At 67.3% G+C, this 14,382-nt stretch carries 12 protein-coding genes; 6 read left to right on the top strand and 6 right to left on the bottom strand.

The features are described 5' to 3' along the window. Positions 1–105 precede the first annotated feature (105 nt). The 5 genes from V5F63_RS07505 to V5F63_RS07485 all read right to left on the bottom strand — a co-directional run bounded on the left by V5F63_RS07505 (position 106) and on the right by V5F63_RS07485 (position 5,595). Positions 106–801 carry a cyclase family protein gene (locus V5F63_RS07505; protein WP_209488474.1) on the bottom strand — a complete coding sequence of 232 codons (696 nt, stop codon included), beginning with the start codon at positions 799–801 and terminating at the stop codon, positions 106–108. A gap of 41 nt (positions 802–842) precedes the next feature. Then, positions 843–1,601, bottom strand: coding sequence for an ABC transporter ATP-binding protein (locus tag V5F63_RS07500; protein WP_394102092.1), 759 nt, complete (start codon positions 1,599–1,601; stop codon positions 843–845). After that, positions 1,598–3,406, bottom strand: a complete 1,809-nt coding sequence (locus V5F63_RS07495) for a branched-chain amino acid ABC transporter ATP-binding protein/permease (protein ID WP_394102093.1) — start codon at positions 3,404–3,406, stop codon at positions 1,598–1,600. The genes V5F63_RS07500 and V5F63_RS07495 overlap by 4 nt, the downstream gene beginning before the upstream one ends. Continuing rightward, a complete protein-coding gene (locus V5F63_RS07490; RefSeq protein WP_209488471.1) occupies positions 3,403–4,278 on the bottom strand; it encodes a branched-chain amino acid ABC transporter permease in 876 nt (291 codons plus the stop codon). Before V5F63_RS07490 ends, V5F63_RS07495 begins: the two co-directional genes overlap by 4 nt. Positions 4,279–4,392: 114 nt before the next feature. Further along, entirely contained in the window at positions 4,393–5,595 is a 1,203-nt protein-coding gene (locus V5F63_RS07485) for an ABC transporter substrate-binding protein (protein ID WP_394029872.1), read from the bottom strand. A 297-nt stretch (positions 5,596–5,892) separates the two neighbouring features. Here V5F63_RS07485 and V5F63_RS07480 point away from each other — a divergent pair, with 297 nt between their 5' ends. The 4 genes from V5F63_RS07480 to V5F63_RS07465 all read left to right on the top strand — a co-directional run bounded on the left by V5F63_RS07480 (position 5,893) and on the right by V5F63_RS07465 (position 10,745). After that, on the top strand, positions 5,893–6,840 hold the full coding sequence (locus tag V5F63_RS07480) for a LysR family transcriptional regulator (protein ID WP_394102094.1): 948 nt from the start codon (positions 5,893–5,895) through the stop codon (positions 6,838–6,840). A gap of 23 nt (positions 6,841–6,863) precedes the next feature. Then, positions 6,864–8,105, top strand: a complete 1,242-nt coding sequence (locus V5F63_RS07475; RefSeq protein WP_394102095.1) for an amidohydrolase family protein — start codon at positions 6,864–6,866, stop codon at positions 8,103–8,105. Continuing rightward, the gene (locus V5F63_RS07470; RefSeq protein ID WP_394102096.1) at positions 8,102–9,283 is read left to right on the top strand and encodes an amidase; all 1,182 of its coding nucleotides are present in this window, start codon (positions 8,102–8,104) and stop codon (positions 9,281–9,283) included. Before V5F63_RS07475 ends, V5F63_RS07470 begins: the two co-directional genes overlap by 4 nt. Before the next feature lie 301 nt (positions 9,284–9,584). Continuing rightward, positions 9,585–10,745: an ABC transporter substrate-binding protein gene (locus V5F63_RS07465; protein WP_209488466.1), complete on the top strand. Its 1,161-nt coding sequence runs from the start codon at positions 9,585–9,587 to the stop codon at positions 10,743–10,745. A 61-nt stretch (positions 10,746–10,806) separates the two neighbouring features. On the opposite strand, the gene V5F63_RS07460 is transcribed toward V5F63_RS07465, so the two are convergent. Then, the gene (locus tag V5F63_RS07460) at positions 10,807–11,487 is read right to left on the bottom strand and encodes a TetR/AcrR family transcriptional regulator (protein WP_394029876.1); all 681 of its coding nucleotides are present in this window, start codon (positions 11,485–11,487) and stop codon (positions 10,807–10,809) included. A gap of 169 nt (positions 11,488–11,656) precedes the next feature. Between V5F63_RS07460 and V5F63_RS07455 the strand changes: the two genes are divergently transcribed. Next, the gene (locus tag V5F63_RS07455) at positions 11,657–13,216 is read left to right on the top strand and encodes an AMP-binding protein (protein ID WP_394102097.1); all 1,560 of its coding nucleotides are present in this window, start codon (positions 11,657–11,659) and stop codon (positions 13,214–13,216) included. Next, positions 13,213–14,376: a thiolase C-terminal domain-containing protein gene (locus V5F63_RS07450; RefSeq protein ID WP_394102098.1), complete on the top strand. Its 1,164-nt coding sequence runs from the start codon at positions 13,213–13,215 to the stop codon at positions 14,374–14,376. The genes V5F63_RS07455 and V5F63_RS07450 overlap by 4 nt, the downstream gene beginning before the upstream one ends. Positions 14,377–14,382 lie beyond the last annotated feature (6 nt).

Below are 14,382 nucleotides of genomic sequence, written 5' to 3'. Positions count from 1 at the left end.
CTGGATTTTGAGTGGATTGCAAAGAGAGCGCTGCTGGACGGCCGGCAGTGACCATCCAGCAGCCCCATACGTCTCGGTCAGGGCAGAAGAGACGTATTCGCGAGTTCAGTCGAGGATGGCGAAGGCGCGCACCGGCGAGCCGGAGCCGCCCTTGAACTTCAGCGGCACGCCGAAGAACTGGAACTCGCCCTTGCCCACCAACTCCTCCAGATTCACCAGCCATTCCCAGTGGCTCATGCCAAGGTCGCGGCACAGGCGGTGCTGGGCGAAGATGTTGTCGGAGGGCTTGTCTGTGGAAGGACCTTCCACGCCCTGCATTTTCGAGCCGCGGTCATACAGCCACTTGGTGGCTTCCGCCGTGAGGAGCGGATTCTTCCATACGGAATCCAGGCTCGGATAGTTGCGGTTGTGGAAGCCCGTGCACAGCAGCACGATGTGCCCGTCCACCTTCACGCCGGCGGCTGCCTCGGCCTTCTCCATATCCTCGACGTTGATCTCCCCGAGGTCGGGGATGTGGCGCAGGTCGAAGCACACGGCCTTGCCCATGAACATCTCTAGCGGCATCTCGTCGATGGCAGCGCCGTCGGGCTTCACATGGCGGAAGGCATCCACGTGGGTGCCCACATGGTCGAGCATGGCGATGAAATTCGTCTGAAAGGTCATGGCATCGCCGGGCACGCCGAGGCCCAGCGCCTTCGAGCTTTCGTGGCTCATGTGAGTTGTGATCACCGGCCGCTGAAACAGCTTGTGGGCGGGCATGTTGTCTTCGATGAGCAGGCTGAGGTCGACGATTCTGGACATGGGGGCTCCTTGGACTGGATCGACTTGCAAAAAGATGAAGCTCAGGCCGCCGGTTTCTTGCGGCCGAGGAAGGCTTCCATCACCTCGGGATCGCGAGCGAGCACCTGGCTCGGCCCTTCCCGCGCGACGCGGCCGTTGGCAATGACATAGGCATGGTCGGCGATGGCGAGCGCGTAGGAGGCCAACTGCTCCACCAGCAGGATGGTGAGGCCAGCCTTGTTGAGCGAAGAGAGCACGCCCATGAGCTGGTCGACGATGCGGGGCGCGAGGCCGAGCGAAAGTTCGTCGATGATGAGCAGCTCGGGCTCGGCCATCAGCCCGCGGGCGATGGCCAGCATCTGCTGCTCGCCGCCGGACATGGAGCCGGCCTGCTGGCCAAGGCGCTCCTTCAGCCGCGGGAACAGCTCCAGCACCTTATCGCGGGTCTGCTTCGCCCGCGCGCCCTTCAGTCCGCCATGGACATAGGCGCCGAGGATCAGATTGTCCTCCACGCTCTGGTCGGGGAAGATCAGCCGGCCTTCCGGCACCATGACGAGGCCCTGCCCAACCTTGGCGTTCGCGCTCATGCGGATGGTGTCGGCGCCACGGAACAGCACCTTGCCGCCGGACGGGGCGACGAGGCCGGTCGCGCCCTTCACCATGGACGACTTGCCGGCCCCGTTGTTGCCGATGACCGCCACCAATTGGCCGCGCTTCACCTTGAGGGAGATGTCGCGCACCGCCACCGCCGCGCCGTAGCGCAGTTCCATGGACTGGATGTCGAGCAGCACGTCCGCGGCGTCGGTCTTGGGAGGGGTCATGCCGTCACCTCGGCGGGGGTGGCGTGGTCGAGGGAGGTGCCGAAATAGGCCTCGATGACGCGCGGGTTCTCCTGCACCACGGCAGGCGTGTCGCTGGCGATCACCTGGCCGTAATCCAGCACGGTCACCGTGTCGGCCACCGCCATGATGAGTTCCACATGGTGCTCAATAAGCAGCACCGAGACGCCCAGCGCCGCGATCCGTCGGATCATGGCTTCCAGCTCGTCGATCTCCTGGGTGGTGAGCCCGGCAGCAGGCTCGTCCAGCAGCAGCACGCGAGGCCGGGGGGCCAGCGCGCGGGCGATCTCCAGGCGGCGCTGGAGGCCGAACGGCAGGAAGCGGGCCTCCTCGTTGGCGTAGTCCTCAAGCCCCACGAACGCGAGCAGGCCGATGGCGGCGCGACGGCATTCCTCGTCCTGCCGCCGCATCGCACCGGTGCGCAGCACGGCGGCGAGAAGCCCGTAGCCGAGGCGCTGCTGATAGCCCACCATCACGTTTTCCAGCACGGTCATCTCACCGAACAGCTCGGTGTTCTGGAAGGTGCGGGAGAGGCCGGCGCGGGCGATCTCGTGGGAGGCCTTGCCGGCGAGCTGGATGCCGTCCAGCTCGAAGGCGCCCTCGCTCGGCTGGTAGAAGCCGGAGATGGTGTTGACGAAGGTGGACTTGCCGGCGCCGTTCGGCCCGATGAGGGCATGCACCTCGCCCGGCTTCACCCTCAGCGAGGCTTTCGCCAGCGCCGTGAGCCCGCCGAAGCGCACGGTGAGGTCGCGCGCCACCAGCTCGGCTTTCTGCGCGCGGGGATCGAGGCGCAGCGTGTCCTCGGCCGGCAGGCCTTCGGAGGCGGGCACCGCGCGCGGCACCGGCACCAGCCGCTTCAGGCCGGCGGCGAGCGAACCCATGATGCCCCGCGGCATCACGAACATGACGATGAGCAGCAGCGCGCCATAGGCGAACTTCTGCCACACCGCGAATTCCTGCAGATACTCCGGCAGATAGGTGAGGATATAGGCGCCCAGCACCGGGCCGAAGGTGGAGGCCGCGCCGCCCAGGATCACCATGAGCAGGAAGCGCACGCTGTCCGAGAATGTGAAGATGTCGGGCGAGATGTAGGAGTTGAGGAAGGCGTAGAAGGTGCCCGCGAGGCCCGCCGTCACCGCCGCCGCCACGAAGGCGAGCGTGCGCGTGGCGGTGGCATCCACGCCCAGCGCCCGCGCCGCGATCTCGCTCTGCGACACCGCCAGCATCGCCCGGCCGTAGCGCGAGACCTTGAGATTGTGCGCGGCCGCCGTGGCGAGGAACAGCACCGCCGCCAGCACGCCATAGAAGGCATAGCCCGAGAGCCGCACCCCGAACGCATTCGGGGAGGGAATGGACGTGATGCCGGTGGTGCCCCCCGTGAGCGACTGCCACTCGATGGCGACATTCTCCACGATGAGGCCGAAGGCGATGGTGACCACCGCGAGATAGACGCCGCGCACCCGCACCGTCGGATAGGCGAGGAGCACGCCGAACACGGCCGCCACCAGCGCGGCGACGATGCTCGCCGAGATCATGTCGAAGCCCAGTCGCGTCGCCACGATGGCGCCGGTATAGGAGCCGAGGGCAAACAGGCCCGCCTGCCCGAGGGAGACCAGGCCGGTAAGCCCCACCAGCACGTTCAGGCCCACGGCGATGATGCCGTAGATCAGGAACAGCATGAACAGGCGCAGCTCATACTCGTTGCCGGCGGTGAGTGGCACGGCCACGAGGAGGGCGAGGAACGCCCCGAAGCCCAGGAGGGTGAGATGGCGGACGAGGTGTCTCATACCTTCATCACCTCCCGCTTGCCGAACAGGCCCTGGGGGAAGACCAGCAGAGTGAGGATCATGAGGGAGAAGCCGATGATCTCGCGCGCGGCGGTGGAGATGTAGCCCTCGACGAACTTCTCCATCACCCCATAGACGAGGCCGGTGATGACCACCCCCGGTGCCGAGGTGATGCCGCCGATGATGGCAACGGCAAAGCCCTTCAGGCCCGGCAGCACACCCATGGCGGCGGAGGCCTGCACCACCGGGGCTACCAGCACGCCAGCCGCCGCGCCCAGAAGCCCGGCGAGGGCGAAGGAGAAGGCGACGACCGCATTTACATTGATGCCCATGAGGGCGGCTGCGTTCTTGTTGTGGGCCACCGCCCGCATGGCGCGGCCGAGGAGGGTGTGGCGCTGGAGCGCCCGCAGGCCCAGCATGGCCACGACCGCCACCAGCGGGATCACCAGTTCCTGCGGATAGATGCCGGCGCCGAGGATGTGCACGGAGGAGTTGACGCCCGGCGAGGGCAGCGGCCGGGCATAGCCCTGGGTCTGGATGGTGGCGAAGCTCTCCACCATGATGCCCACCGCGATGGTGGTGAGCATCCAGCCCACCGAGCCCTGCTGAGACAGGAAGGGGCGCACCGCGATGCGCTCCAGCACCAGCCCGAACAGCGCGCCGACGGCCACCGCCAGGAGGCAGGCGAGGCCCAGCGGCAGGCCGGCCGCCAGCAGGTAGACGGCCAGCAGGCCGCCGATCATCAGCGTGTCGCCATGGGCGAAGTTAACGGCCTTGGCGGATGACCACATGATGTGGAAGCCGAGCGCCACCAGGGCATAGATGCCGCCCATGGCAAGGCCGGACAGGATGTATTGCACCACTGTGGTCATTGCAGGCGACCTGTCGGTGTGAGGCGAGCCCGGCCGTGGCCGGTCGCGGCGAGAAATTGCGGCAAGGGGAGAAGGAAGCGGGAGGCGGCGAGGGAAACCGCCTCCCGCGCGGGCTCACTTGTCGTAGGGCGAGCCCTTGAGGGGGATGAGCTTGCCGTCGTGCCAGACGGTCAGCAGGTAGTATTGCGGCAGGATGGCGTCCTGGCGCTCGGGATCGGCCTTGTCGAAGGCCGGCTTGTAGGGGGCGACGAGGCCGTCGCGGCTCACCTGGTAGAGGGCCTGCTGCACCTTCTTCCAATCATACGAGCCGGCGATCTTGATGGCATCGGCCAGCACGTAGACCGCATCATAGGAATTCGCGATGCCGGAGGGCGCCTTGATGTCCTTCGGGTCCTTGACGCCGGTCTTGGCCTCGATGGCGGCGAGCAGCTTCTTGCCCGTGTCGCTCTGCGGGGTCAGGAAGGAATAGGTCTGCATCACCCGCACGCCGTTGGCGAGCGGCCCGGCCAATTCGCCGAGATTGCCGGAGATGCCCCAGGCGCCGATGATGGGCGGCTTCCAGCCCGCCTTGTCCATGGACCGCAGGATCTGGTTCGCCTCGCGGTCGAGGGACCACACCATGACCACGTCCGCCCCGGCGTCGCGGGCGCGGATCACCTGGGGCGACATGTCCTGGTCGTTCCAGTTGAAGGTCTCGGCTGCGGCGAGTTCCTTGCCCTTGGCGGCGAGCGCGGCCTTCACGTCCGGCAGGGCGCCGTTGCCCCAGCCGGTGTTCTCGTAGAAGAACGCCACCTTGCCGGTCTTGGACACCTTCAGCGCCTCGTCCACCAGGAAGCGGGCGACCCACTTGTCCTTGGCGGAGACGCGGAACATGAAGTTGGGATCGCGCCCGTTCTCGATCGCCTTGGTGTTGGCGGCCCACACGCCCATGTAGGGAATGCCGATCTCGTGCACCGGGTCCACCTGCGCCAAGGCGACGGTGGAATGGAAGCCGCCAAGCACGGCGATGCACTTGTCCGCCAGCGCGATGCGGCGGGTATTGTCGACGCCGCGCGGCGGCGCGCCGGCATCGTCATACTGGATCAGGCGCAGCTTCTTGCCGAGCACGCCGCCAGCGGCGTTGATCTCCTCGATGGCGATCTCCGCGCCCAGCTTGATGGCGAGGCCGGAGAAGGCGGCCGGGCCGGTGACGGCGGCGGAATTGCCGATACAGGGTTCCTGATCGGCCAGCGCCGGGGTGGCCGAAAGGCCGGTGCAAAGGCCAAACGCCACCGTGGCGGCCAGAAGCTGGCCGCGCAAAATGCTCTGGGGAGGCATGTCTGTTTCTCCTGCCGTGTACAGGACGCGCCGGGCATCACCGCCCGAAAATCATCTGCGAGCCAAAGCTGATATAGGCCCAGCCTCAGGACAAAGATTATTTTCCGATCGTAGCTATAGGCTGATCCTATGGGATGAGATAATAGGCCGAAGTGAACTCCGGATGATGCGATCAATCCATTGATTATGATTGATTTATATGATTTCTACGCTCATAGTTTAGGCATATGACCATTTATCATGCAATTTGACAATCGCTTTTAAGCAATGCCATTTCATCGCATGCAAAGGTGAGCCATGGACTTTCGTCAGCTCAAATACTTCGTCCAGATTGCAGAAAGCGGGAACTTCTCCCGCGCGGCGGAGGTATTGCGCATTGCTCAGCCTTCGCTGAGCCAGCAGATGAAGAATCTGGAGGAAGAGCTGGGCGTGGAGCTGCTCATGCGCCATGCCCGCGGCGTCACGCCCTCCGAGCTCGGACAGCAGTTCTACGACCACGCCCGCCGCATCCTGGAGGAGGTAGACCGGGTGAAGGACCAGGTCCGCTCCAAGTCGCTCAATCCCTCGGGCCGCGTGTCGGTGGGGCTGCCCACCTCGGCCTGCCGCGGCCTCGGCCTGCCGCTGATCACGGCCATGGCCGAGCAGCAGCCCAACATCGCCCTCCATGTGGTGGAGGCCATGACCGGCTATCTCGACGATCTCCTCCAGGCCGGCCGGCTGGACGTGGCCCTCCTCTATGACCACAAGGCGTTCGAGCACGTGGCCTGGACCGAGATGATGGTCGAGGACCTCATGCTGTTCGCGGCGCCGGATCATCCCCTGGCGGCAAAAGGCTCAGTCGCGTTCCGCGACATGTTCGCGTGGCCCATCGTTCTGCCCGGCGCGCCCAATGTGATGCGCACGGTGATCGAGCAGTTCGCCGCCCGCAACGACGTGGAGCCCGTTGCCATGGCCTGCGACAGCCTGCCCACCATCGCGCGCCTCGTGCGCTCGGGCCGCGCGCTGGGCGTGATGCCTCACTTCGCCTTCATGGACGAGATGGCGCGCGGCGAGATGGTCGCCGTCTCCATCGTCGATCCCACGCCATCCTGGCGCCTGTCCGTCGTCGTCTCCCAGCGCAGCATGAACCCGCGCGGCTCGGAGGCGGTGGCGAAGGTGATGGCCAACGTCATCGCCGGGATGGTCGAAGCCGGAAGCTGGCGCGCCAAGCTCAAGGGCGAGAAGGCCCGCGCCACCGCGAAATAACCCTGCCAGCCGTCGAGAGCCCCATGGATCTGATCGTCAAGAACGCCCGCCTCCCGGATGCGCCGGACCAGACTGTCGATATCGCCGTCACCGCCGGCCGCATCGAAGCCGTCGCGCCCGACATCGTGGCTGACGCAGAGGTGGTGGATGCCGGGGGATGCCTCGTCGCGCCCGGCTTCGTGGAAACCCACATCCACCTGGACAAATCCTGCATCCTCGATCGCTGCGCCTCCCGCCGTGGGGACCTTGAGGAGGCCATCGCCGAGGTGGCCCGCGCCAAGAAGGATTTCACCCCGCAGGATGTCTACGACCGGGGCCGGCGCACCATCGAGAAGGCCGTCGCCCAGGGCACCACCCACATGCGCACCCATCTGGAGGTGGACCCCGGCATCGGCCTGCGCGGGTTCGAGGGGGTGATGCAACTGGTGGCGGATTTCCGCTGGGCCATCGACATCAAGGTCTGCGTGTTTCCGCAGGAGGGCCTCACCAACAATCCCGGCACCGAGGACCTGATGGTGGAGGCGCTTCGGCGCGGCGCGAAGGCGGTGGGCGCGGCGCCCTACACGGACACCGACCCCCATGGCCAGATCGACCGGGTGTTCGCGATGGCCCGCGATTTCGACGTGGACATCGACATGCACCTCGATTTCGGCGCCGATCCGTCAGCACTCGATCTCGATTATGTCTGCACGCTCACCGAGCGGTTCGGCTGGGGCGGGCGGGTGGCCATCGGCCATGTGACCAAGCTCGCCTATGTGGAGCCGGAGCGGCTCGCCGAGATCGCGGGCCGCATGCGCGATGCCGGCGTCGCGCTTACCGTACTGCCCTCCACCGATCTGTTCCTCATGGGCCGGGACCGCACCTTCGCCAAGACGCGCGGCGTCACCCCGGCCCACGAGTTGCTGAAGCACGGGGTGAACTGCTCGCTCTCCACCAACAACGTGCTGAACCCGTTCACCCCGTTCGGCGATTGCTCGCAATTGCGGATGGCGAACCTCAACGCCAACATCTGCCACGTCGGCTCGGCCCACGACATGACCGAGTGCTTCAACATGGTGACGCGCCGCCCGGCCCGCCTGATGAACCTTCCCGACTACGGGCTCGAAGCCGGCAAGGCGGCGGATTTCGTCATCATCGACAGCCCCTCCCCGCGCGCTGCGGTGGCCGAGCTGTCCCCGGTGCTCGCGGCCTTCAAGGGCGGCCGGCGCACCCTGACGCGGGAGCGGGCAAAGCTGCACTTTCCCGGCTGCGGATGCCGGCAATGAGCGGGGCCGATGCCCTCGGCGCCTTCATCCCCGGCCCGCGCCTCACCCGACCCGGCGCGCCGTCCGGCCCCCTCGCCGGCCTCACCTTCGCGCTGAAGGACGTGATGGACGTGGCCCGCACGTCCACCGGCAACGGTCACCCCGACTGGCTGGCGACCCACCCGCCCGCGCCGCGCTCCGCAGTCGCCGTGGAGCGCCTTCTGGAGGCGGGGGCGAGTCTTGACGGCAAGACCATCGCCGACGAGCTGTGCTACTCGCTTACCGGCGAGAACGTGCATTACGGCACGCCGCTCAATCCGGCGGCGCCCGACCGCGTGCCGGGCGGCTCCTCCAGCGGCTCCGCCTCCGCCGCGGCGGGCGGCGTGGTGGACTTCGCCATCGGCACCGATTGCGGCGGCTCCGTGCGGGTGCCGGCGAGCTATTGCGGCCTGTTCGGAATGCGCCCCAGCCATGGACGCATCCCGCTCGATGGTATCGCCCCGTTCGCCCCCAGCTTCGATTGCGTGGGCTGGTTCGCCCGCGACGCTGCTCTTCTGGAGCGCGTGGGCCGTGTGATGCTGGCCGATGCCGCGCCCGCCCCTCCCCTTACCCGCCTTCTCGTGCCGCGCGAGGCATTCGCCCTCTTGTCCCCCGAAGCGACCGCCGCCCTTGGCCCCGCGCTGCGGCTGGCGCAGGACACGATCGCGCCTTGTGAGGACATCGCGCTTGCGCCCGAAGGCCTGGACGCGTGGTCCGCGACCTTCCGTACCCTGCAGGCGGCCGAGATCTGGACCTCCGTGGGACCCTGGATCGAGCGGGTGCGGCCGGCCTTTGGCCCGGGCGTGAAGGAACGGTTCGACGCCGCCTGCGCCATCGCCCCCGCAGCGGTCTCAGCCGCCGCGGCTCATCGCACCGCCATTCGCGCCCGGCTCGGCGAATTGCTGCGCCCCGGCACAGCCTTCCTCCTGCCCACGGTGCCGCGCCCCGCGCCTTTGCGCGGCATGGCCACCGCCGAGGTGGAGGTCACCACCCGTCATCTGGCCATGAACCTTTTGTGCATCGCCGGCCTCGGCGGACTGCCTCAGGTGTCGATGCCGCTGGCGCTTCTCGACGGTGCGCCGTTCGGCCTCTCGCTGGTGGGGCCGGCGGGCAGCGACACCACCCTGCTGCGCGCCGCCGTGGCGATGGAAGGGCGCTGAGCAGCGCTGGCCAAGGGCATTGTGAGCCCCGAAGGCGCACACATTCGCGTCAACACCATCGGCTCGCCGGCAAGCACCGCTCGGCGCTTCCAGCCGCCCTTGCGGCGTCTCGGATCTTGCAACGCCGGTCGGCCCGGACCGGACGCGGCGCGCGCCCGGCCGGCCTGCATTCGGGTGACTGCCCCCTTGCGGAGGGCCGCGCGATCCGATAGCCCTACTAAAAAGCATATAAAACTTACTCACGAGTTTTGCAGCGATCTCTGACTGCTGAACCGATGGGTGGTGATGGGGAGGAATGGGTATGGTTCGGACGGAATCGGTAAAGGGCGCCCTCCTGCGGGGCACCGCCACAGCGCTGGCGCTGCTGCTCGGGCCCGCTGGCGCGGCCCTGGCCCAGACGCCGGTGAAGATCGGCGTCGTGGAGGGTCTCAGCGGACCGCCCGCGATCGTCGATTTCGGTGAGAGCTATCTGCAGGGCATCAAGCTCGCGCTTGAGGACTACAAGGCCAAGGGCGGCAAGACCCCCATCGAGCTGGTGGTCTATGACGACGAGGCCAATCCCCAGCGGGCCGTCTCCGTGGTCCAGCGGCTGATCCAGAACGACGGGGTGGCGGGCGTCATCGGCACGGTCTCGAGTGGCAACGTCATGGCCTTTGCGCCCGTGCTCCAGCGCGCCGGCGTGCCGCTCATCGCCGGACCATCGGCCGCCACGGACATCACCACCAAGTTCATCGACCAGAAGCCGAGCTTCATCTTTCGATGCTCCATGATCGAGAAGTATCAGATCGACGCGATCCTCGATTGGGCGGTCAAGAACTACAAGAAGATTGGCCTGCTGCACTCCACCACCGGCTACGGGAATTTTGCCGCGCAGGAGGCCACGGCCGGCCTGAAGGCGCGCGGCGTGGAACTCGCGGCCGTCGAGGCGGCGGCGCCGGGTGTCAACGACCTGACACCGCAAATGATCAAGATGCGCGACGCCGGCGTCGATCTCATCCTGCACTTCCACGAGTCATTCGAACTGCCCTATCGCCCGCTGCCGCGGCTCAACTACAAGCCGACCTTCGCCGGCAACTGGGGCCTTTCCTCGCTGAAGGTGAAGGACATCGTAGGCGTGGAGGCCATTCAGGGCACGGCCATGGGCCAGGCTCTCGACCTCTCCGATCCCAAGGCGCAGACCTTCAACAAGCGCATGACCGAGAAGTACGGCAAGGATTATCGCTGGCCGGTGGTGGCCGCGCTCGGATACGACGCGGGGCAGATCATGTTCGCCGCCGTGGACAAGGTCGGCAAGTCGGACCCTGCGAAGCTGCGCGATGCCATCGAGACCATCGACGGCGTCCAGGCCATCTCGGCTACGCCGGCGAAACCTTTCGGGCCGAACGATCACGAATGCCTCGGCCAGGGCGATATCTTCCTCGGCATCTGGAAGGGCGACACCGTGGTGCCCGCGCCCAAATAGACCAGCCCCAGCCGCACGCCGCTCCGCCGCCGGACCATCCCGGCTGCGGGGCGGAGTTGGATCAGGCCTTCGGCTTCGCCTTGGCACGCGGGCGCGGCGGGGAAGCCGGCGCCGCGAGCCCCGAGATCAGCAGGGATGCGAAGCTTTCCATGATCTGCTCCGGCGTGTTGGGGCCGGAATCGCGGTACCAGGCGGGAATCCAGTTCACCACGCCGAGGGCGAACAGGCTGGCAAGCTTCGGATCGCATGGGCCGATGGACCCATCGGCGACGCCGAGGGCGATCAGCTCCTTGGTGGCGGCGCTGATGCGCTTGCGGCGGGCCACCACGTTCTCCCGATCTTCGGGCGCCAGCGAATCCACGTCGGTGAGCACGGGGCAGTTGCCGAGATCACCGAAGATGCCCTCCATGTACCGGCGCAGGTAGATGATGAGCTTTTCCAGTCCGCTCCCGTCATGGGCGGCGGCGAGCGCAAGACCCGCCTCACCATTGTCCATGGCCACCTGGTGGCAGGCATAGAGCAATTCCTGCTTGCTCTTGAAATACTGGTAGAGCGTCGGCTTCGACACGCCGAGCACCGCGGCCACGTCGTCCATGGACGTCTTGGCGAAGCCGCGGCGATTGAAGGCGGAGGCCGCCACCCGAAGCACCGCCTCGCGCTTGCGACGGCGCTGCTCGTCTCGATCAAAGGCCGCGCGCCCCGGCGCGGGGGCGCGGACCGCCGTGGTGGGAGAGTTACCCATGAACCGACTATTCCTGCTTTCGGCGCTCCGAAGGGCCGACTTTCCGGACAAGACACCCGAACAGCCGAGAACCTTCAAACAAATACTGTCTCGCATGCTTGCATAAAACTCGCAAAACAGCTAGCCTGACTCTCTAGTAAATATAACTACTAAACGGTAGGGAGGACCGATGAGCATCGCCAAGCTCATCCTGCAGACTGCGCGACGCCTGCCGGACAATCCCGCGATCACCGACGCCGAAGGCACCCTCACCTACGCGGCTTTCGCCGAGCGATCGGCCCGCATCGCCGGAGGCCTCCGGGCGATGGGCCTCGCGCCGGGCGCGCGTGTGGTGCTGTTCATGGAGAACACCGGCGCTTTCTTCGATTGCCTGCTCGGCTGCTGGATCGCCGGCCTGTGCGCCGTCCCGGTGAATGCCAAGCTGCATCCGCGCGAGGTGATCGGCATCGCCGCCGATGCGGACGCCGAAGCGCTCGTCACCACCTCCGGCCTGTACCCGTCGCTCACGGCGGAGACCGACGCCCTCGTTCAGTTGCGCGCCGTCGTCTCCACTGGCACCGAGGCCTATGCCCGCCTTGTCGCGGCTGAACCCATTGCCTGCGCGGATGCCGCGCCGGGGGAGCGGGCGTGGCTGTTCTACACCTCCGGCACCACCGGGAAGCCGAAGGGCGCGATGCTCAGCCATCGCAATCTCCTGGCCATGTCGCTGGCCTATTATGCGGATGTCGATGCGGTCGATACCGATGACACCCACATCTCATGCGCGCCGGTGTCCCACGGCGCCGGGCTCTATGCCCTGCCCTTCCTGATGAAGGGCGGGCATCAGGTGGTGCTGCCCGGCTTCGACGTGGAGGACGTGCTGGAGGCCGTCGCGCGTTACAGCAAGGTCTCGCTCTTCGCCGCGCCGACCATGCTGACGCGGATGGTGAACCATCCCGCGACACTGACCGCCGACCTCACCAACCTCAAGACCATCTATTATGGCGGCGCGCCCATGTACGTCGCCGACCTGAAGCACGCGCTGCGCGTGATCGGCCCGAAGCTGTGCCAGATCTTCGGCCAGGGGGAATCCCCCATGACCATCACCGCCCTGCCGAAGGCGCTGCACGTGAACGCGGACGGCACGCCGGCCGACGACGCGGTGCTCGGTTCGTGCGGCTTTCCCCGCTCCGGGCAGGAGGTCCGCGTGGTCGACGAGGACGGTTGCGATCTGCCGTTCGGCGAGGTCGGCGAGATCATCACCCGCAGCGACTGCGTGATGGAAGGCTACTGGAACAACCCCGCCGGCACCGCCGCCGCCCTGCGCGACGGCTGGCTCTACACCGGCGATGTGGGCAGCCTCGACACGCGCGGCTTTCTCACGCTGCGCGATCGCTCCAAGGACCTCATCATCTCCGGCGGCAGCAACATCTATCCCCGTGAGGTGGAGGAGGTGCTGCTGCGCCACGAAGGCGTTCTGGAAGTCTCCGTCATCGGCGCGCCGCACGCGGACTGGGGCGAGGAGGTGGTTGCGTTCGTCGCCGTGCGGCCGGGCGCGGAAGTCGATGTCGCGGCGCTCGACCAGCTCTGCCTCGACAACATCGCCCGCTTCAAGCGGCCCAAGCGCTATCGCTTCGAGGCGGCGCTGCCCAAGAACAATTACGGCAAGATCCTCAAGACCGAGCTGCGCCGCCGGCTGGCGGAAGACGACGCTGCCGCGCGCACGTCCCAGCAGGGAGCCGCCTCATGAGGCCCGTTTTCGTTGCCGGCATCGGCTCGTCCACGTTCGGCCGCCATCCGCAGACCTCCATCGAGGCCCTCGCCATCCGCGCCGCCGATGCGGCGATCCGCGAATCCGGGCTCGACCGCAGCGATGTCGGCGCGCTCTATCTCGGCAACTTCGTCGCCGGCCCCCTCCTCGGCCAGGAAGTGCTGGCGGGACTGGTGGCGGACGGCCTCGGCCTGCCGCAGATTCCCTGCACCAAGGTGGAGGGCGCCTGCGCCTCCGGCGGCATCGCCTTCCGCCATGCCTATCTCGCGGTGGCGACCGGCCTGTGCGACATGGCCCTCGCCGTGGGCGCCGAGAAGATGACCCATGCCGATACGGCGGCCGTCACCTCGGCGCTGAACTGCGCCATGGATTTCCGCAGCGATGGGGTGAGCGGCCTCACCTTCCCCGGCCTGTTCGGGCTTGCCTGGCGCCTCTACGAGCAGCGCTATGGAGCGACGCGGGACGACATCTCCGCCGTGGTGCGCAAGAACAAGGGCAACGGCCTGAAGAACCCCCTCGCCCAGATGGGCGCTGACCTCTCGACCGAGGAGATCGGTAACGCCCGCCTGATCTGCGATCCGCTACGCCTCTACGACTGCTGCCCGGCCAGCGACGGGGCTGCCGCCGTGCTCCTCGTCGCCGGCGATCGCCTGCGCGAGGTCATCCCGCAGCCGGTCCAGGTGCTCGCCTCCGCCCAGGCCCGCGGCAGCGCGCGCATCGCCGGCCATCCGGACCTGTGCACCTTCGAGGCGACGGTCGCCGCCGCCCAGGGCGCCTATGCCCAGGCTGGCATCACCCCAGACGAGGTGAGCTGCGTGGAACTGCACGACTGCTTCTCCATCGCCGAGATCATCGATGCGGAAGACCTCGGCCTGATGCCGCGCGGCGCCGGTGCCGGCTATGCCGCGGAGGGACGCACTGCCGTGGATGGCGACCGGCCGATCAACCCCAGCGGCGGCCTGCTCGCCAAGGGGCATCCGGTGGGCGCCACCGGCCTCGGCCAGATCTACGAGAGCGTGCTCCAGCTGCGCGGCACCCACACCAACCAGGTGAAGGGCGCCAAGATCGCCCTCACCCACAATCTCGGCGGCACGGGCGTCGCCTGCACCGTCAACATCCTGCGCGCCACCGACGCCTGACCGCGC

Source organism: Xanthobacter wiegelii (assembly GCF_043193855.2).
Classification (GTDB): Bacteria; Pseudomonadota; Alphaproteobacteria; order Rhizobiales; family Xanthobacteraceae; genus Xanthobacter; species Xanthobacter flavus_A.
The sequence above is the reverse complement of the archived record's forward strand: the minus strand, read 5'-3'. Positions and strand labels throughout refer to the sequence as shown.

Excerpts from the sequence above, each read along its gene's own strand:
- V5F63_RS07505 (WP_209488474.1), bottom strand. The coding sequence starts at position 801 with ATGTCCAGAATCGTCGACCTCAGCCTGCTCATCGAAGACAACATGCCC.
- V5F63_RS07500 (WP_394102092.1), bottom strand. The coding sequence starts at position 1,601 with ATGACCCCTCCCAAGACCGACGCCGCGGACGTGCTGCTCGACATCCAG.
- V5F63_RS07495 (WP_394102093.1), bottom strand. The coding sequence starts at position 3,406 with ATGAGACACCTCGTCCGCCATCTCACCCTCCTGGGCTTCGGGGCGTTC.
- V5F63_RS07490 (WP_209488471.1), bottom strand. The coding sequence starts at position 4,278 with ATGACCACAGTGGTGCAATACATCCTGTCCGGCCTTGCCATGGGCGGC.
- V5F63_RS07485 (WP_394029872.1), bottom strand. The coding sequence starts at position 5,595 with ATGCCTCCCCAGAGCATTTTGCGCGGCCAGCTTCTGGCCGCCACGGTG.
- V5F63_RS07480 (WP_394102094.1), top strand. The coding sequence starts at position 5,893 with ATGGACTTTCGTCAGCTCAAATACTTCGTCCAGATTGCAGAAAGCGGG.
- V5F63_RS07475 (WP_394102095.1), top strand. The coding sequence starts at position 6,864 with ATGGATCTGATCGTCAAGAACGCCCGCCTCCCGGATGCGCCGGACCAG.
- V5F63_RS07470 (WP_394102096.1), top strand. The coding sequence starts at position 8,102 with ATGAGCGGGGCCGATGCCCTCGGCGCCTTCATCCCCGGCCCGCGCCTC.
- V5F63_RS07465 (WP_209488466.1), top strand. The coding sequence starts at position 9,585 with ATGGTTCGGACGGAATCGGTAAAGGGCGCCCTCCTGCGGGGCACCGCC.
- V5F63_RS07460 (WP_394029876.1), bottom strand. The coding sequence starts at position 11,487 with ATGGGTAACTCTCCCACCACGGCGGTCCGCGCCCCCGCGCCGGGGCGC.
- V5F63_RS07455 (WP_394102097.1), top strand. The coding sequence starts at position 11,657 with ATGAGCATCGCCAAGCTCATCCTGCAGACTGCGCGACGCCTGCCGGAC.
- V5F63_RS07450 (WP_394102098.1), top strand. The coding sequence starts at position 13,213 with ATGAGGCCCGTTTTCGTTGCCGGCATCGGCTCGTCCACGTTCGGCCGC.